The sequence below is a fragment of the Dictyobacter arantiisoli genome (assembly GCF_008326305.1).
Classification (GTDB): Bacteria; Chloroflexota; Ktedonobacteria; order Ktedonobacterales; family Ktedonobacteraceae; genus Dictyobacter; species Dictyobacter arantiisoli.
Map to the genome: position 1 here is coordinate 1 of NZ_BIXY01000032.1, position 19,328 is coordinate 19,328.

The following is a 19,328-nucleotide window of genomic DNA, read 5'->3' on the forward strand; positions in this document are numbered from 1 at the left end:
GCGAGGCTCCATTGTGGGCATGACCGATAGTGCTGGCAACCAGGTAGAGCACTATGACTATGATCCCTTTGGTGGCATCTCCTCGCAGAGTGGCACCGTCAGCAATCCCTGGCAATATGCTGGCGGCTACTATGACAGCACTACTGGACTCACCAAGTTCGGTATCCGTTACTACGATCCACAGTTCGGCCGTTGGACCCAGGCAACACCCATCGGCGGCAGCCTGCAGGAGGCGTTGAAGGCCAACCCGTATGTCTATGCGGATAATAGTCCGGTCAATGAGACTGATACGAGCGGAGCAGGCTTTTTTAATTGCCTTGGGGCGATTATAACTAACAGTATACAGTTTATCGGCACAGAAACATTTATTGTAGCTGGATACGTTTGGCTCATGGGAACCGATGTAGTTGTTGGAGCATTTCTTGGCGGTCCTGTAGGTGCAGCCATAGGTATTCTAGTCGCAATGCTTGGTTTAGGGGCATTCTGGGTTGGTACGGCTGCAAACTTTGTTTATAACTGGAATTCAGTTGCCTCTGGTTGTGGTTGGCAACAAATAAATTATTAGTACATATTCCTTAAATCGGGAAATGATTTCTTAGCTGATATTCAGTTGTGTAGTACTTACATATCACGAGCTTTATTAAAGGATTGAGATATGTAAGTACTAAGATGAAGTAAAATCGAGAAATGACTTTTAGATAAAAAATAGCTAAAGGAGAAATAAACGTGAGCTCACTTATTCCATTTTTTGTTACAGCATTTTGTTTGTATACTATTGTGGGTGTAGTTACTATAATCGGGATTCGTCGTTTTCATATTGTATTTCATTTTAACGAATACATAATAATACCATTTATTATGATAAGTGCATTTGTACTTACGGTGGTAATAGGGATTGTTAGCATTTATCATCTGCCATTTTTCTATTTAATGTTTTTGTTTTTATTTCTAATAGTCGTGAGCGTCCCTATATATTTTCTTTCTCATCGATAAAGAAAATATATAGGGACGCTCAGTTAATTGAGAACTGAGCACCGAAAAGGTTTCAGGAACCACCTATGAGTATGTCCGCTGTAGCTGTGGCATGCTCAATAGTGAACGCACCCCGGATGGCAAAGTCTCCTACTATCTCTTTGATGGGCGAGGCTCCATTGTGGGCATGACCGATAGTGCCGGTAACCAGGTCAAGCACATTGACTATGATCCCTTTGGTGGCATCTCCTCGCAGAGTGGCACCGTTGCCAATCCCTGGCAATATGCTGGCGGCTACTATGACAGCACCACCGGCCTCACCAAGTTTGGCATTCGTTACTATGATCCACAGTTCGGCCGCTGGACCCAGGCGACACCTATCGGCGGCAGCTTACAGGAAACGCTCAAGGCCAACCCGTATGTCTATGCCGATAATGATCCAGTCAATGAGATTGATTCCACAGGAAAATTTCCTAGTTTTTGTACTTGGACTGTTATTGGGTCAGCAATAGCAATTGTAGGTGGTATTATTAGTGCAATTGCAAGTTGGTTATCAGTAGCATCTGCCAGTGCTGCTGTGTCTGCAGCAGAAAATCCTTTAGTGGACTTTGATGCAGCAGCAAGTGCAGTATCAGCCCTTGGAACTGCCACCTTAAACGCTATTGGAGTAACGCTTGGGGTTGTAGGAGCTATTATTGTCATCCTTGCTGCAGCTGCATGGGCTTGTGGCGACCTACATTCTTAGAATATAGATGAGCATTGGGGTTATAAAACTATGTGTTTATAACTTCGATGCTCATGTTTTGGATTTAAGGCTTTAATGTTATATCTGCCTTAGCGGTTAAGCTATGGACCGAACGACACACAACAGTGGATAAGCACCTGACATTCCAGTTGCCTGTATAGCATTGTTCTACACTCAAACTGACGTATGTCTACTGAAAAATCGTTTCAATGCGTCTGCGCTCTGATGAGAAGCAAATTTTTTACGAATCATAGAAAATTATGCCATACTCGAAGAGTGCTATTTACTCATTAGGAAGAATAAATGTTTATGTTTCAAATGCTAGTAAGCCCTCCTTTTTCCTATGTTTTAGCATTGTTCATAGGCTTCATAATAGGAGCAGGTATACAGCTAACTTATGGTGCATCAATACTTTTTTCACTTTCAAAGAATAAAATTATTAAAAAGCGGCTATTTCTCTTTACTGGCATAATTTCCTTTTTATTAGGTATTTTATTTATTATAGCTGGAGCTATTTTCTTTATACGGTTATTAATAGATATTTACTTAACTAAATTCCAGTCCTTTTCCCTTGATATCAATTTATTGTTAGTTGTAATTTCATTGTTTTTAATGATGTTGCCTTTTTTCATAAAGAGATATAAAAAGCAGGTGGGACCCAAAATAATTGATAGGGAGTAAGCGTAAAAGAATGAATTGGCAATTGGGTAGGGAACATCCTCAGACACAACAAACCCTTAAGAACTATCTCTTTCTCTTAGCAAAGATGCATGTAGGTGCCCTCCTTTTACTTGCACAAAAGGAAAAGTTGCCCGCACCTGCATTTTTTGTTATTCTCTTGCTAATGTCTGAAGTGGCGTTTGCCGGTGAAGATCATGGCTATGACGTAGCGGTTGGCCATGCGAATGGCTTCTTCGTCGCGTTGGGAGTCGCCGGGTTGGATGATGGCGGTGATGCCAGCTTTGGCGGTAGCTTACAGGAAACGCTCAAGGCCAACCCGTATGTCTATGCTGATAATGATCCTGTGAATAATTATGACCCAGACGGGAGGGATTGTTTACCAGATGCATTAGGCTCTTTCTTTTCTGCTGTGGGTGTTATACGGGGATTTCAAACAACGCTTAGCTTTACAAGTAAAGCACTAGGTGGGCCATTGGGTGACGACCTTGCAAGTATGGTAGCTTCTGGCAGCGAAGTTGGACTTTCACAAGGTGTAACAGCTGATATGCTTGATGCTGCAGCTGTAGGTGCCACGGAAGCCTCTCCTGTAGGAATTGCTATTGATGGGGCTATCCTTGGAGGAAGTTTAGTACTCGGAATTTATTCTATTATACAGACAACTCAAGAGTGTTAACAATACGATACCGCTTTTGCTAGCACATTATTTCAGGGAGCAACGCATATGTGTTGCTTCCTGGACCTGTAGACAAGGATAAAATATCATGCACTTTTTTGGAAGCCTAAATGCACTTATTCTATTTGGAATAATAGCTGTGGTAAGTATTGTGGGTGCTTTGCTGACAGCTAAGCGTTACCCAAAAGTATCAGAATCTCTTATACTCTATGGACTCGGTGCGGTTTTTGGCACTTTTTTGTGCTTGAGACTTTCTACCATTTATTCACAATTGAGTCCTCTTTGGATTAGTTTGTGGGTTATAATGCTTATTGCTACTCCTTTTCTAAACTTAATGCACAATAACAGGAAGAGAAGCAAAAAATAAGGTGTTTAAGTAACTACTCAGATGCATACAGGACTTCTTGATCGAATAGTGGTAAATATAGACAATCAATGTATTTCGAATATGCGCCGTATCCATTGCAAAAAACTTCGCTTGAGCAAGGCAAAAATGCTACGGGAACGGCTCCTGGCTCATCTACCAGCTATAGCTATGGCTATAGCGGCACGGATCAGTCACAGCGCGTTACGAATACGGGGAACACAGCCGTCTATACCGGCCTGGGACTGAGCAGCGAGAATGTAGGAGGAACCACCTACGAGTATGTCCGCTGTAGCTGTGGCATGCTCAATAGTGAACGCACCCCGGATGGCAAAGTCTCCTACTATCTCTTTGATGGGCGAGGCTCCATCGTGGGCATGACTGATAGTGCCGGCAATCAAGTCAAGCACATTGACTATGATCCCTTTGGTGGCATCTCCTCGCAGAGTGGCACCGTTGCCAATCCCTGGCAATATGCTGGCGGCTACTATGATAGCACCACCGGGCTCACCAAGTTTGGCATTCGTTACTACGATCCACAGTTCGGTCGCTGGACACAGGCAACACCGATCGGTGGCAGCTTACAGGAGGCACTCAAGGCCAACCCATATGTCTATGCGGATAATAATCCGGTGAATAATGTCGATCCGAGTGGCGCTCTAACACCCCTTGACTTTCTTGCCGGGGTTGCTGTTGGAGCAATTGTTGGCGTCTGGTCAGGTTTACAGGCTGGAGACAGTGGAGGGGCTTTGCTTAAAGATGCTGGTTGTGGGGCTTTAGGAGGAGCCATCACAGGAGCACTTGTTACCACACTAGGGCCATTCCTCGCCCCCGCTGGAGATGCAATAGGAAATTTTGCCGGAGATGCTCTTGGGACAGCATTTAAAGGTTTTTTTCCATCAGCAAATGGAGGAATAGCAGGTTTCATTTGTGCCAAAGCATAAAATAATATGATTTAATACAGAATATGCGTGGATATATATTATATATCTTCACATATTCTGTATAATTGGTACAGCACGTAAAAATATTAGTATGTATTAATTGGGCATACCTTAGCAGTTTTTATTTTGGTGGCGATCTTCACAAAGGATCAGCTAAAACAAGGCGAGGTGCTATAACCAGCAGCCTGAGAAGAGAGGCTACCAGTCGAATTTGTTGACCAGGAAGTTGCGGCTGTAGTGCAGGAGGATGGGGCTACCATGTGGGCATACGGCGGGGGCGCTGGCGTTGGAGAGGGCTTTGAGCAAGGTGCGTTGCTCGCCAATGCTGAGTTCGCGCCCCCGCCGCAGGGCGGAGTGGCAGGCCAGGCCGATCAAGAGCTGATCTTCCCATTCGGTGCTGTCTTCTGCGGCGATTTCTGCCAGCTCTTGCAGATGGGCGACCAATTGCTCGCTCCCCTGACTGACAGGCACGGAGCGGACCAGGAAGCTGCGTCCTCCGAAACGCTCACAATCGATACCCAGGCTGCGCAGGTTGGGAAGGCGTTGCTCCAATAAATCGGCTTCGTAGCGCTTCATTTCGATCATCACTGGTTCGAGGAGCAGATGGGCATTGTTTTCAGCCTCTACGTCCGAGATGCCACTATAGGTGCTGCGCAGGTGTTCATAGATGGCGCGCTCATGGGCGCGGTGCTGATCGATCAGATAGAGGCTGCCATCCGGGGCTTCGGCGAGGATGACGGCCTGTTGCAGTTGTGCTAGCGGATGCAGGCTGGCAATCACGGCGGGGCTGGCGGGTGCCAGACTTTCAAGATACTGTCCTTCAGCGCTTTCAGCGACATGCAGGCCGTGCCGCCGGGGTCCCGGGAGACGGTGCTGGTTGCCAATAATCGGTCCAGGAAATGGGATACTGTCCGGGGCCAGGGCTGAAGCCGGTACGCGTTCCAATACGGCTTTGAGAGCGGCGGTGAGGGCCTCTTTGAGCAGTCCCTCGTGCAAGAAATGGATCTCTGTCTTGGCGGGATGGATGTTGACATCGATCTCTTCAGGTGGCACGTCGATAAACAAGCTCAGTAAAGGATGCTTGCCTTTGGGCAATAAGGGGCGATAGGCGCGCTCAAGGGCGTCCTGGATGGCTCTGGATTGGATGAGGCGTCCATTGACGAAGAGGGTGATGTATTGTCGACTATTCTGCGCGAGGACACGATTGCCGATGATGCCGTGGATGCGGTAGTGCTGCTCGTCAGTGGCAAGGATATCGTGCAATAGGCCGCTCAGGGAGAGATGATAGAGTTCGGTCAGGGCGGTGGCGAGATCCCCACTCCCACTGGTCTGAACGGCGTTGTGCTCGTCAATGCGCAGCGTAAAACGAATGCCGGGATATCCAATGGCATAGCGCCGGACCAGTTGGATGATATGTCCATTCTCGGTGCGAGCCGCTTTACTATATCCCAGGCGGACCGGTACGTTGTAGAAGAGGTCTGAGACGGTGATGGTGGTGCCATGGGGACGGGCACGGTGTCCACGCTGGATTTGTTCGCCGCCGCGCCATGTAATCCAGAGCGCGGGCTGCATCAGTTCATCCATTTCGGTCTCGCTGGCTCGACTCAAGATTGTCAGCTCGGAGATGGTGGCGATACTGGCTAAAGCCTCGCCACGAAAACCCAGCGTATGCAAATGCTCCAGATCTTCAAAATTCTGAATCTTACTGGTGGTATGGCGGATACAGACCTGCGCAAGTTCTGTTTCAGGAATGCCATGTCCATCATCGCTCACGCGGATCAGGCGTAATCCCCCACCGCGCACCTCAATACGAATCTCCTGTGCGACGGCGTCCAGGGCGTTCTCAAGCAACTCCTTCACAACGGAGGCTGGGCGCTCGATAACTTCACCGGCGGCAATGCGTTCAGCTACGGCCGGTGGTAAAAGATGCAATGGCACGCGCTCAAAAGCGGGATACGATCCTGAAGCATCCGACAATTGACTCATCAATAAGATCTCTTCTTTTTCTGACGTAAAAACAACAAATTCAAAGCATCGAGCGGTGTGATCGCATAGACATCGATCGTATCCAGTGCAGCCTCCTGGTCTTCCTGTTCGAGCAAGAGAGCGATGCTGCGCGCCTCAGCACTCTGCCAGGCAAACGTTGCGGCGGAAGGCGTAACTGGCTGTGCACCATTCTGCGCGTAATATGGTGCGGAGGTTTCAGCTATGCGCGCCGAGGAACGCTTCTCAGGCCGTTCGCTGGATATGACTGGATAAATATGCTTGCCTGTTTCCAATTGTTGCAGGACCTTTTCGGCCCGCTGGACAAGCGAGGGCGGCATACCGGCCAGTTTGGCGACATGTACCCCAAAACTCCTGGTAGCACAACCAGGAACCACACGATGCAGAAAGACAATCTCGCTCTGCTCATCCTCGCTGATCGCAACGGTATAGACGCGTAGATGTTCCAATTCATCGGTCAGCACCGCCAGTTCATGATAGTGGGTCGCGAACAGGGTGCGGGCCTTGACCTCATTGTGCAAATATTCAACCACCGCGCGCGCAATTGCCAGCCCATCATAGGTGCTGGTTCCACGGCCAATCTCATCCAGGATGATCAGGCTATGGCTGGTGGCGTGATGCAAAATTGTCGCCGTCTCTTCCATCTCCACCATAAAGGTGCTCTTGCCAGAGGCGATATCGTCTTCCGCACCAACACGGGTGAAGATGCGATCCACCAGACCAATACGTGCCTGACGTGCGGGCACAAAGCTTCCGATCTGCGCCAGTAAAGCGATCAAAGCTACCTGCCGCAGATAGGTTGACTTGCCCGCCATATTGGGTCCGGTCAACAGCAGGATACGCTCCCCCTGCTCGGCCTCCTGATGAGTATCGTTGGGAATAAAGACATCGCCATCCAGGGTATACTCGACGACAGGATGACGGCCTCCCAGGATATCTAAACGCTGGCCCTGTTCCAAAACTGGTCGTACATAGCCCTGATGGGCGGCGACTTCAGCAAAACTCAACAATACATCGAGACGAGCGATCAGGGCCGCGCTTGTCATCAGAGCTTGATAATGCATCGCCAGTTGGCGCAACACATCCGCATAGATGCCGCGTTCCATCTCTTCAATATGCTCAACGGCGCTGAGGATACGCGCCTCATGCTCTTTCAACTCAGGCGTAATATAGCGCTCGGCATTGACCAGCGTCTGTTTGCGCATATAATCATCGGGAACAAACTTGAGATTAGCATTGCTGACTTCGATATAGTAGCCAAAGACCTTATTAAATCCCACTTTGAGCGCACGAATACCTGTTCGTTGCCGCTCACGCAACTCAAGCGAGATCATCCAGCGGCGCGAGTCCCGAATCGCATCATACAAGGCATCCAGTTCCGCATGATAGCCGGGACGGATCAAACGTCCCTCATCGCCCTCTTCACCTTCCTCATCGCGTCCCAGCAACGCCTGACCGATCAAAGCGCTGACCTGGGGACAGGGATCGAGTTCCTCGGCCATCTCCAGCAAGAGCGGAGCTTCACAGCTCTGCAAAAGATCGCGTACCGTAGGCAAGACTGCCAGATATTCACGCAGGCCCAACACCTCATTGCGCACCGCTGTCCCCTGCCGGATACGCCCGGAGACGCGTTCCAGATCCCCCAGTTCCTGCAAGCAGGATGAGAAACGGCTGCGAATAGCAGGGTTCTCATAAAGCTCTTCAACGCTGCGTAGACGCGCCTGTAATTCCTGAAGATCCAATAGCGGCTGTGTAATTGTCCGCCGCATCTGACGGGCACCCATCGGTGTAATAGTGCGATCCAGCACACCCAGCAGACTTCCCTGCAACGAACCGCTACGCGCACCCTGTAACAATTCCAGATTGCGTTGCGTATGCGCATCCAACACCATATAGTTATCTGTACGATAGGAATACAAAGCCGTCAGCAGAGAAAGTAAGGAAGGATTCATTTTATCGAGATAAGCCACGATAGCACCCGCCGCCGCAATTGCCTGCGGCTCCCGCGCACAGCCATACGCCTCCAGGGATTGCACCCCAAACAGACGGCATAAACGCTGTTGCGCGGCCTCCTGCTGATAAAAATAGGGCGGACAATAAGTTACAGTAAGGTTGTGGCTGGGAAACTGATAGGATGAGGCATCGCTATTCTCGACCAGCAGGCACTCGACTGGCGCGAGGCGCTGCAATTCAGCATCCAATGCCAGCGGCAATTCGTCAGGTCTGAACCAGGTTACCATAAACTCGCCGGTACTGACATCGACGGCAGCCAGTCCCGTTTGCTGGCGGCCAGGCGCAATGGATACCAGATAATTATTCTGGCGTACTGGCAAGAGATCAGGTTCTGAGAGCGTCCCGGCGGTCAAAATACGTGTCACCGCCCGCTCGACTACATCCCTCCCCTTCGCTTCGCCTTGCTGCTCACAGATCACTACTTTATAGCCACGCTGAATCAGCTTCCCCACATAATTATCCAGAGCATGCACCGGAATACCCGCCAGGGGCACACGCTCCTTCCCTTTGCTATAGCTGCGTGTGGTACGCACAATCTGCAATTCACGCGCAGTAATATACGCATCCTCATCAAAGGTCTCAAAGAAATCGCCCACCTGATACATGAGGATCGCGTCGGGGAATTGTTTTTTGAACTCCAGATATTGTTTGCGAGCAGGACTCAGACTCGACAGAGCAGACATGGCAACACACCTCAACATAGCACAAAGGACATATTGGTTCTAACAGCGAACATCTGTACATTACCGTATTCTGTGCCCATTGTCAAAAGGCGGAACTTGCTGAAGCGACGAAGAAAGCAGACCTACAGCAAGAACAGAAAAAAGGGCTAGTTAGAGCGCGAAAAAAAGAGAAGACAAAACTTTTTTAAGCGTATCGCGTATTGCATAATAGGGACTATGAGCATAAACAAGACCTCCGTGGAACCGGCAGAGACAGGCAGTCAGAGACACTGCTATTGCTACGAGCATTGCTCATCTCACTAAAGCGCAAGTTGGATCACACAGGTTGAATGCCAGAAACCAGAAGAAGGATTTTGATCTAAGATGACAGATATCGCTGCACCAATTACAGCCGTCACAGTATATTCAGATCGAGCTTTAATCACACGACGGGGGAAAATCACGCTTGAAGCAGGCGAACATGAGCTACGTATCAATAATCTCCCCCCCTTTTTGCGCGACTCGCTGCGCGCCTCCGGCCGTGGTCCACAAGGCACACGCATCCTGAATGTGGATGTCACCACAGCCTTTAATCCTCGCCCGCCCGAGAAGGATTTCGAACAGCTTCAAACAGATCTGGAGGATCTCCAACAGCAGCGCCAGATCTTACAGGCCAAACAGGATGCCTTGCATGATCGCCGCCAATGGCTCCGTGCACTGGGTGAACAATCCAAAGACTTCGCCCGCGGTCTGGCACAGGGACAGATGACCCCCAAAGATTGCGCGGACTTTTTCCAGTATATGTCATCCCAGGCCGCGCTGGATGCCGAGTCTGCCCTGGATCTGGAAGTGGATATGCAGCGGATTCAGCAGCAGGTAGAGGCCAAGAAGCGCGCCTTTAATCAGCGTCAGGGAGATCTCATCCTGGCGGATCGCCAGGCAGCGATTGTCGCTGTCGAACTGGCCAGCGCAGGTGATCTCGAACTTGAAATCTCCTATCTGGTGCGCAACGCCTCCTGGTATCCTCAATACGATATCCGTGTCCAGCGAGATGAGACACAAAATCGCGGGAGCGTCGAGCTCACCTATATCGGTATGGTACAACAATCGACCGGAGAGAACTGGGAGAATGCCGAACTATCGCTCTCAACAGCCCGTCCCAGTCTGGCCGCCATCTTACCAGAATTACAACCCTGGTATTTGAGAGAATATAATCCCCCCCCACGCCCCATGGCAGTGCCAGCCGCCGCGCCCATGTCGTCCTATGGACGAGGTTCTACCGTCCCCCATGCTAAGAAGAACGCCCTTCTTTCGAGTACAGCAGATTCTGAGAGTCTCGAACTCGATCAGATGGAGCCACCAACCCCTGAACTGGTGGAAGCCGAAGTTGCCATTGCCACGATCGAAAAAAGTGGCACCGCCCTCGTCTTTCACATCAGCCGCTCCATCGACATTCCATCAGACAACTCGCCGCATAAAACAACCATTGCACGCGACGATCTCCCCTGTGAATTCGATTATGTCAGTGCCCCCGCCCTGGAGACCAATGCCCACCTGCGAGCCACGATTATCAATTCAACGGAACGCACCCTGCTCGAAGGTCAGGCCAGCATCTTCCTGGGCGCGGAATATGTCGGCACCACCGCCCTGGCCTTCACCGCCTCCCGTGAAGAATTCAAAGTCTTCCTGGGCATCGATGACAGCCTTAAAATCAAACGTGAACCAACCGAGCGTGCCGTCGATAAAGGAAATCTCTTGCAGGGAGATATTCGCCGCAGCACCTATGCCTATCGCATCAATATCTACAATTATGCGGCCGCGCCGCGCAAGGTTATCGTGCGCGACCACATCCCGGTTCCACAACATGAACGCATCAAAGTCAGAGTGCAGAGCATCACGCCCCAGCCAATTGAACGTAGCAAGCTTGAACTGCTCACCTGGGAATTCACACTACCCGCCAATGGAGAGCAAATTATCGAGTATCGCTTTACCGTTGAACATCCCCAGAGCCTGCGCGTCGTTGGCCTGCCATAGCCTATCATAACCGTTTGAAAAAAGCCCTGCAGTTTCGTTTATAGTAACACATGATTCTTTTAATCAAATTGATCACTATACGCGGGATAATCACCGCAACAAAGGAGCGAGCAAACCTATGGCTGGACCACGCAACGCAATGGAAGTGCGACCAGGTTATCGCGGCAGGGCTTTTACCTCTGACCTCAGTGGTCAGGAATTCTGGCTGGTGGTGGATAAAGGCTTTCAACCTATGGGCCTGGTAGTAGGCAACTGTATTTATTCAATGGGCGCGGTACGCAACTGGCTGGTTGGCATTAAAGGCAACTTCCAGGGCGAGCTAAAAGAATATTCCGAGCTGATGTATCAGGCACGCGAACTGGCGATCAGCCGCATGCAATTTGAGGCGGATCAATTGGGTGCCGATGGCGTGATCGGCGTCGATATTAAAGTCGAATTCATGCACAACAATGAGTGGATGGAAGTCACAGCTATTGGTACCGCTGTACGCTACGTCGGCGCAGGGCCTAATCTGCCTCCCACCAATCAGGGCAAAGTGGTAATTCCTACCAACTAACCAGCTATTTTCAGGATAGAAAAGGCCTTCAATAAGCGAGGCATGATCTGCTACAATACAAACAAGATTAAAACCGAGGAGTGGATCATGCCTTCTTTTGATATCGACCGTGCCCGCAGCGCAACGCCAGCTAGCGCCAATATCCTGCATTTCAATAACGCTGGCTCTTCATTGATGCCACAACCCGTACTCGACGCAACGATTGAACATCTGCAACTGGAAGCGCAAATCGGCGGCTACGAAGCATTCGATCAGCAACAAGACCTTCTGGAGCATGGCTATGCCGCCGCCGCCCAACTGATCAATGCCTCATCCGATGAGATCGCCTTTCTGGAGAGCGCCACCGCCGCCTGGAATGCCGCCTTTTACTCGATTCCCTTCAAGCCGGGTGATCGTATTTTGACTTCAATGGCTGAATATGCCAGTAACTATATCGCTTATTTACAGGTCACCCGGCGCACCGGAGCCGTCGTCGAAGCTATTCCCGATGACGAATATGGACAACTTTCGATAGAGGCATTGCGCAACACCATTGATGAACACGTCAAACTGATTGCCGTCACGCATGTTCCCACCAGCGGCGGGCTGGTAAATCCAATTGAAGCTATCGGCAACGTGGCACGCGAGGCCGGTATCCTCTATCTGGTCGACGCCTGCCAATCCGTGGGACAGATGCCAATCGATGTACAGAAAATCGGCTGCGATATGCTCTCCACCACGGGTCGTAAATACTTACGCGCACCACGCGGCACCGGCTTTTTATATGTACGCCAGGGCTTGATTGAACAGATAGAACCAGCAACATTGGATATGCATGCCGCTACCTGGGTAGCGCGGGATCGCTATGAAATGGTCTCTAATGCGCGCCGCTTCGAAGCTTTTGAAGCCAATTATGCCAGCAGGATTGGTCTGGTCACTGCCATCGATTATGCCCTGGATTGGGGTATGGATACGATCTGGAGACGGATCAAAGAGCTGGCATATCGACTGCGCACCCGGCTCACAGCCATTCCAGGGGTCATCGTCCATGATCGCGGCATTACTCAGTGTGGAATTGTCACCTTCACCATTGATGGCGTCGATCCAGTAGACATCCAAAAACAGCTCAACGCGCAACGCATCAACGTCTCCATCGCCCAGCGCAGTTCAACTCGCCTGGATCTGGAGGCCAGAGGACTGACCACTATGATCCGCGCCTCGGTCCATTACTACAACACAGACGAAGAGATCACCCGCTTCTGTCAGGCCATCGACAAGCTCGCAGCCATCTAATGAGTTAAACTACCCATTAGATAAAAAAGAACAAAAACATAGGTGCGGCACGAACGCATGTGAGTCCCGCTTTCCCGTTCATCGTAGGATATGCTCACCCCAACGCGTTGTGATGCCTCCGGGTAAGACGGATGAGCCTACGGGCAAGCATATCCTACGATGAACGGGAAAGCGCACCTCGGCTGCGGCCTTGGCACGCACCTACGTTTTTTGTCTTGATTTTCGTTCACTAAACGGTTTTACCTATGAAGCGGAGGAATTTGTCGTTGAGCATGGCGTCATCCAATTGAACTCCTTGCATGGTTTGTTCGATCAGGAATTGGCTGACTTTGTTGGCATCATGGGTATCCTCAAAGATAGCTATCTGCCGATCAGCTCCGGTGCCACGTGGATCGTCGAGGAGCTTGTGGAGATACTCGATTTCACGGCGACTGCCCAGTTCATCCACAACATCATCAATAAAGGCTAGCATTTCGCGAATCGCATCGCGCATCGAGAGATGGCTACGTTTTACAAAATCAATCACCTCGGCATCCAGGCCGTAACGCATCGCCCGCCACTTGTTCTCGTCAATATAGTCACGAGACAGCACTGGTACTTCCTTACCGCGCTCATCCAGTTGAACAAGTTTCGCGATCAGGCTCTGGCAGAGAGCGGCCAGGGCCAGTGTATCCTCAATGGTAGCTGGCATATCACAGATGCGGAACTCGATAGTATCGAAGAAGGGATGCGGACGAATATCCCACCAGATCTTTTTACCATTGTCGATACATTCCATTTCAACCAGATCATCCACAAAGTGATCAAAATGGGCGCGGTCCTTAAAAATGTCAGGCGTTCCACTGCGCGGGAAACGTTTCCAGACCACCGAACGATAGGATTTAATGCCCGTCATGCGTCCACCCCAGAAAGGCGCGTTGGTTGAAAGGGCCAGGATATGGGGTAACCAGGTACGCACCTGATTCATGATCTTGATTGACTGTTCCTTTGGCAAAGAGACATGGATATGCAGGCCAAAGATTAAAAGTGAGCGCGCGATATCCTGATATTCTTCTTCCAGTTCCTGATAACGCTCTTTGGGTGTAGGCTTCTGCTCATGCCAGGATGAGCTGGGATGCGTGCCTGCACTGATCAATGCCAGCTGTTCTTTTTGTAAGAGTTGGGCCATCAATGCCCGTGAGGTATACAATTCCATACGTGCAGCACTGATATCCGGCAAGATCGGCGAGACAAACTCTAAGACGGATTGCAACATTTCGGGCTTAATCTGCTCTTCAAAAATAGGCGCGCCCTTATCCAGAATTCCCTGCGCACGCGAAGCCAGTTTTCCTGTCTGAGCATCCACAAGTTGAAATTCTTCCTCAATACCAAGCATAAAACGTTTTTCCATCGCCAACACCTCTCCTCAAAGCTAGTGCGTCGCTGTTCAATTACACATGTACTCTTACCCTTTCTCACGATTCAAACGATAGTTGGGTTTCCAGATTATCCTCCAGTGCTGAAAATGATAGATGGGATAAGCGAAACATTTTCCTGGCACTTCAGCTCTAATCTAGTACATAGCTTATCAGTAAGGCATGGAGCGCATGGTATAATGCACCATACGATAGATACACCAAAGAGAGGTTCACTATGCGCCTACAAGGAAAAACCATCGGATATTTTGTAGCCCAGGAGGTTGAGGATCTGGAGTTCTGGGTGCCGGTTATGCGCCTGCGCGAAGAGGGTGCTCGGGTGATCGTGATTGGTCTCGATAAGCAGACGGTGCATGGCAAACATGGACTTGAGATGACGCCGGATGTGAGTATTGATGAGGCCCCAGGTGCCGCCGATCTGGATGGACTTGTGATCCCTGGTGGCTGGGCTCCTGATAAGTTGCGTAGAAACCAGCGCGTACTGCAACTGGTACGCGAGATGCATACCCAACACAAGATTATTGGTACGATCTGCCACGGTGGATGGGTCCCCATCTCCGCCGGTATTCTACATGGACAGAAAGCAACCGGCTCAAAAGGCATTAAGGATGATATTACCAACGCCGGTGGGATCTGGGTGGATGTGCCCGCCTTCCGCGAGGGGCATTTTGTCTGGGGCCGCGTTGTCGAAGATATACCAGCCTTCTGCCATGAACTGGTAGATGCTCTGGCTACAGCACAAAATTAATTCTGGCTAGTTAATCCTGCCGGTTGTGTCACCGTGGCATGACCGGCGGTAAAAATACTACAGCAATACATAGTTACAATGCTCTAATTACTTATAAGATCGCAATCCCAAGTGTCCGGAGGGAACATGAGCCAATTTCTCGCTGCCCTGGCCCAACATATTTTAATCTATGATGGAGCGATGGGAACCAATATTCAACGCTATGAACTGACCGCCGAGGATTATGGCGGTGCTAAGACTGAGGGGTGCAATGAGTACCTCGTTTTGACGAAGCCATCGGTTATCGAGGAGATCCATGCAGGCTTTTTGGAGGCTGGGTGCGATGTTATCGAGTCCGATTCGTTCACGGCCAGCCGCCTGAAACTGGATGAGTATGGCCTGGGACATCTGACACATGAGATTAATTTTGCGGCGGCACAACTCGCTCGTAAGGTGGCGGATCGCTATAGCACGCCAGAACAACCTCGCTTTGTGGCTGGCTCGGTCGGCCCTACCGGTATGTTGCCCTCCTCGGATGATCCTCTGCTGAGCAATATTACCTATCAGCAGTTGCTTGAGCTGTTCCGCGAGCAGGGCCGTAGCCTGCTTCAGGGTGGCGTGGATGTCTTTATCATTGAGACCAGCCAGGATATCCTTGAGGTGCGCGCTGCAATCACAGGTCTGCGTAAGGCGATGGAGGATGAGGGTCGCGAGGTGCCGATCCAGGCTCAGGTGTCACTGGATACCAGTGGACGTATGTTGCTGGGTACCGATATCGCGGCGGTGATGACAACGCTGGTCGCCCTGCGGGTGGATATCGTGGGCCTGAACTGTTCCACGGGTCCAGAGCATATGCGCGAACCAGTGCGCTTTCTGGCCGAGAACTGTCCACTCCCCATTTCGACCATCCCCAATGCGGGTATCCCTCTGAATGTGAATGGGCAGGCAGTCTATCCTATGGAGCCAGAGCCAATGGCGCAGGCGTTGTTGGACTTTGTGACGGAGTTTGGAGTCAATATTATTGGAGGTTGTTGTGGCAGCAGCCATGAGCATTTACGTGCTATTGTGCAAGCCTGTCGCAATGCCCCCCGTCAGGCCCGTCCCATCGCCGACCAGAACATCCTCAACAAACGCTTCCAGGACATCATTCTCCCCGCCGTCTCCAGCGGTATCCGCGCCACCGATATGCAGCAGAGTCCTGCTCCTTTGATTGTGGGTGAGCGCGTTAACGCCACAGGCAGCCGTAAGGCGAAACAGGCCCTGCTCGCCGATGATTATGATACCCTGCTGGCAATTGGACGTGAGCAGGTCGAGGGCGGTGCCCATGTGCTAGATGTCCAGGTAGCTCTGACTGAGCGCACCGATGAGGATGTGCAAATGGCAACATTGGTCAAGAAACTCTCGATGGGCCTGGAAGCCCCCCTGGTGATCGATAGTACCGAAGCCAATGTGATCAAGGCCGCCCTGGAGATCGCTCCCGGTCGCGTGATCATTAACTCGATCAATATGGAGACTGGCCGCCAGCGTATCGACAGTGTAGTGCCGCTGGCGATCGAACACGGCGCAGCGGTGATCGCGCTCACCATCGATGAGATCGGCATGGGCAAGACGACGGCGCGTAAAGTCGAGATTGCCCATAAGATCTATGATATCTGTGTCAACGAATATGGCCTGGCCCCGAACTCGCTGATCTTTGATGCTCTGACCTTCCCGATCACGACTGGACAGGAAGATCTACAGACGGCGGCGATTGAGACCCTGGATGCCATTAAACAGATCAAGGCTGAACTGCCCGGTGTTATGACGATCCTGGGTGTCAGCAATGGCTCCTTCGGCTTGAAGCAGCATGCCCGCGCCGTCCTGAATAGCGTCTTCCTCTATCACGCCATCCGAGCGGGTCTGGATATGGCGATTGTTAATCCCACCCATATCAAACCCTATGCGGAAATCGACCAGGAACAACGCCAGCTTGCCGATGATCTGATCTTCAATCGGCCAGATGCCTTGCCCCGCTATATCGCCTACTTTGAAGCGCATGGACCACAGAAAAGTGAGGGCGACGAAAAGGTTGATCCAACCGAAGGCATGAATGTGGCCGAGAAAATTCACTGGCAAATCCTGCATCGGCGCAAAGAAGGCATCGAGCCACTCATCGATCAGGTTATCGTGGAACGCAGCGAGAGCCTGAGCATGCCAACCAATGACGCCGCCGTCAATGTGCTAAATACGGTCCTGCTTCCCGCCATGAAAGATGTCGGTGATCGCTTTGGCGCTGGCGAATTGATCCTGCCCTTTGTACTGCAATCCGCTGAAGTGATGAAGCGCTCGGTCGCCCATCTGGAACGCTATCTGGAGAAGCAGGAAGGCTATACCAAGGGTAAAGTTGTCCTGGCAACCGTCTTCGGAGATGTCCACGATATCGGCAAAAACCTCGTCAATACCATCCTGAGCAACAACGGCTATACCGTCTATGACCTCGGCAAACAGGTACCGCTCAACACCATTCTCGAAAAAGCTATCGAGGTGAATGCGGATGTGATTGGACTCTCGGCCCTGCTGGTCAGTACCTCCAAACAGATGCCACTCTGCGTTAAAGAATTGGATAAGCGCCATCTCAACTTCCCGGTGATTATTGGCGGAGCGGCCATCAACCGTTCCTATGGCCGACGTATCCTCTTTGTCGACGATCAGGCAGCCCAGACCGAACCACGTCCCTATGAGGCCGGTGTCTTCTATGCCCGTGACGCCTTCGAAGGACTGGATATCGTGGATAAGCTGACTAACTCACCTGAAGAGCGCGCAGCGTTTGTAGGTAAAAACCAGCTTGAGGCCCTCAATGAGCGCCTGAAGAAACAGAACAAACCAACGGTTGCCAGTCCAACGGCCGGTGTGGATATGACCACACCATCCAGCAGCATCAAGCCCGCATTGTCCATTCCTAAAGCACCCTTCTGGGGACCACGTGTCCTGGAGCGTATTGGATTGGAAGATGTGGCCGCGTGTATGGACTTCAAGACGCTGTATCGCCTGCACTGGGGCGGCAAATCACATGGGGCGGAGTTTGAGAAACTCATCAAGCAGGACTTTGAACCTCGGCTGGAAAGGATGTTGCGCGAAGTTCGTCAACAGCGCAGCCTGCATCCTGCCGTCATTTACGGCTACTATCCCTGCCAATCAAACGGCAATGAAGTGATTATCTATGATCCAGTCGCCTATCAGCAAAATGGAGCACGCAACGAAATATCCCGTTTTAGCTTCCCCCGGCAGGCCGAACGTGACCGTCTCTGTCTCGCAGACTACTTCGCCTCTGTGCAGAGTGGACAGGTCGACGTCGTGCCCTTGCAGGTCGTCACGATGGGGCAATCCGCCAGCGATGCCATTCAGGCCCTACAGGATCAAGGGAACTATTCAGAGGCCTACTTCCTGCATGGTCTGGCGGTAGAAATGGCCGAAGGATTAGCGGAATACACCAACCGCCTGATCCGCCGCGAACTGAGGATTGAACAGGATGAGGCCCGTGGCCGCCGCTATAGCTGGGGCTATGCCGCCATCCCCGAACTCGCCGATCATGAGAAACTCTTCAAGCTCATGCCGGTCAAGCAAAGCATCGGAGTCAATCTCACCGAAGCCTACCAGTTTGATCCCGAGCAAACCACAGCCGCCATCGTCGTCCATCATCAGCAAGCCGTCTACTTCGCCGTCCGCGCCGAAGCCAGCGAAGCCGTTGGTGTGTAGTGGTGTACAATTACAATAAAAACGGGCGTATGATGTTTTTTCTTATCCTATAATTACTGTGATGCACCAAAGACTCCTAGGAGTCTTTGATGCATCACAGTAATTATAGATCCTGAGCACCGCAGGTTCGAAAAATCATGAAAAACAGACAGAAGTATCATCCCACTTTGAGGCGAAGTGGGATGATACTCATCAGACCCCCTATACCTGATGCGACTTTTATGCTATACTGAACGAGAAATAATTCAGCCAGATCCTTTTTCGTTGGAGTTAGATGTGAACGTTAACCTATACCGACACACCTGTACCTGTCGCTACGTTTACAGAGGCAGCATCCAGCAGTAGCTCAGCCCTCTGTAAACGTATTGGCGTGTTCTCCAACCAGTTTATCCCTTCCCCACACGTCTTCTGCCTGAGCTACCACTCCAGATGGTTTTATCCTGTACACGAACAAGCATACAGACATACATAAAAGCCAGCCTTGCGCTTGCTAACGTACTAAACACACCAGACATACCAGGCACACCATAA

The 19,328-nt window shown here is 50.9% G+C and carries 12 protein-coding genes; 9 read left to right on the plus strand and 3 right to left on the minus strand.

Annotated elements, in window-relative coordinates:
* The 4 genes from F1593_RS12120 to F1593_RS12135 all read left to right on the plus strand — a co-directional run.
* The coding region (locus tag F1593_RS12120; RefSeq protein WP_149401827.1) for an RHS repeat-associated core domain-containing protein at positions 1-565 on the plus strand (565 nt) is incomplete at its 5' end.
* Between the two features lie 519 nt (positions 566-1,084).
* Entirely contained in the window at positions 1,085-1,717 is a 633-nt protein-coding gene (locus F1593_RS12125) for an RHS repeat-associated core domain-containing protein (RefSeq protein WP_149401828.1), read from the plus strand.
* A gap of 691 nt (positions 1,718-2,408) precedes the next feature.
* Positions 2,409-3,071, plus strand: a complete 663-nt coding sequence (locus F1593_RS12130; protein WP_149401829.1) for an RHS repeat-associated core domain-containing protein — start codon at positions 2,409-2,411, stop codon at positions 3,069-3,071.
* A 435-nt stretch (positions 3,072-3,506) separates the two neighbouring features.
* Entirely contained in the window at positions 3,507-4,379 is an 873-nt protein-coding gene (locus F1593_RS12135) for an RHS repeat-associated core domain-containing protein (RefSeq protein WP_149401830.1), read from the plus strand.
* 198 nt (positions 4,380-4,577) lie between these two features.
* Here the strand turns inward: F1593_RS12135 and mutL are convergent, their stop codons facing one another.
* Positions 4,578-6,365, minus strand: coding sequence for a DNA mismatch repair endonuclease MutL (gene mutL, locus F1593_RS12140; protein ID WP_149401831.1), 1,788 nt, complete (start codon positions 6,363-6,365; stop codon positions 4,578-4,580).
* Entirely contained in the window at positions 6,365-9,079 is a 2,715-nt protein-coding gene (gene mutS / locus F1593_RS12145; RefSeq protein ID WP_172632073.1) for a DNA mismatch repair protein MutS, read from the minus strand. Before mutS ends, mutL begins: the two co-directional genes overlap by 1 nt.
* A 363-nt stretch (positions 9,080-9,442) precedes the next feature.
* Here mutS and F1593_RS12150 point away from each other — a divergent pair, with 363 nt between their 5' ends.
* The 3 genes from F1593_RS12150 to F1593_RS12160 all read left to right on the plus strand — a co-directional run bounded on the left by F1593_RS12150 (position 9,443) and on the right by F1593_RS12160 (position 12,920).
* The gene (locus F1593_RS12150) at positions 9,443-11,092 is read left to right on the plus strand and encodes a mucoidy inhibitor MuiA family protein (RefSeq protein ID WP_149401833.1); all 1,650 of its coding nucleotides are present in this window, start codon (positions 9,443-9,445) and stop codon (positions 11,090-11,092) included.
* Positions 11,093-11,210: 118 nt separating this feature from the next.
* Complete coding sequence (locus tag F1593_RS12155; protein ID WP_149401834.1) at positions 11,211-11,648, plus strand: YbjQ family protein; 438 nt, start codon at positions 11,211-11,213, stop codon at positions 11,646-11,648.
* An 87-nt stretch (positions 11,649-11,735) separates the two neighbouring features.
* On the plus strand, positions 11,736-12,920 hold the full coding sequence (locus F1593_RS12160) for an aminotransferase class V-fold PLP-dependent enzyme (RefSeq protein WP_149401835.1): 1,185 nt from the start codon (positions 11,736-11,738) through the stop codon (positions 12,918-12,920).
* Between the two features lie 229 nt (positions 12,921-13,149).
* Here F1593_RS12160 and F1593_RS12165 read toward each other — a convergent pair whose 3' ends face one another.
* Positions 13,150-14,310, minus strand: a complete 1,161-nt coding sequence (locus tag F1593_RS12165; protein ID WP_149401836.1) for a carboxylate-amine ligase — start codon at positions 14,308-14,310, stop codon at positions 13,150-13,152.
* Between the two features lie 242 nt (positions 14,311-14,552).
* On the opposite strand from F1593_RS12165, the gene F1593_RS12170 reads away from it, so the two are divergent.
* On the plus strand, positions 14,553-15,083 hold the full coding sequence (locus F1593_RS12170) for a type 1 glutamine amidotransferase domain-containing protein (RefSeq protein WP_149401837.1): 531 nt from the start codon (positions 14,553-14,555) through the stop codon (positions 15,081-15,083).
* A gap of 126 nt (positions 15,084-15,209) precedes the next feature.
* Positions 15,210-18,797, plus strand: coding sequence for a methionine synthase (gene metH, locus F1593_RS12175; RefSeq protein ID WP_149401838.1), 3,588 nt, complete (start codon positions 15,210-15,212; stop codon positions 18,795-18,797).
* Positions 18,798-19,328 lie beyond the last annotated feature (531 nt).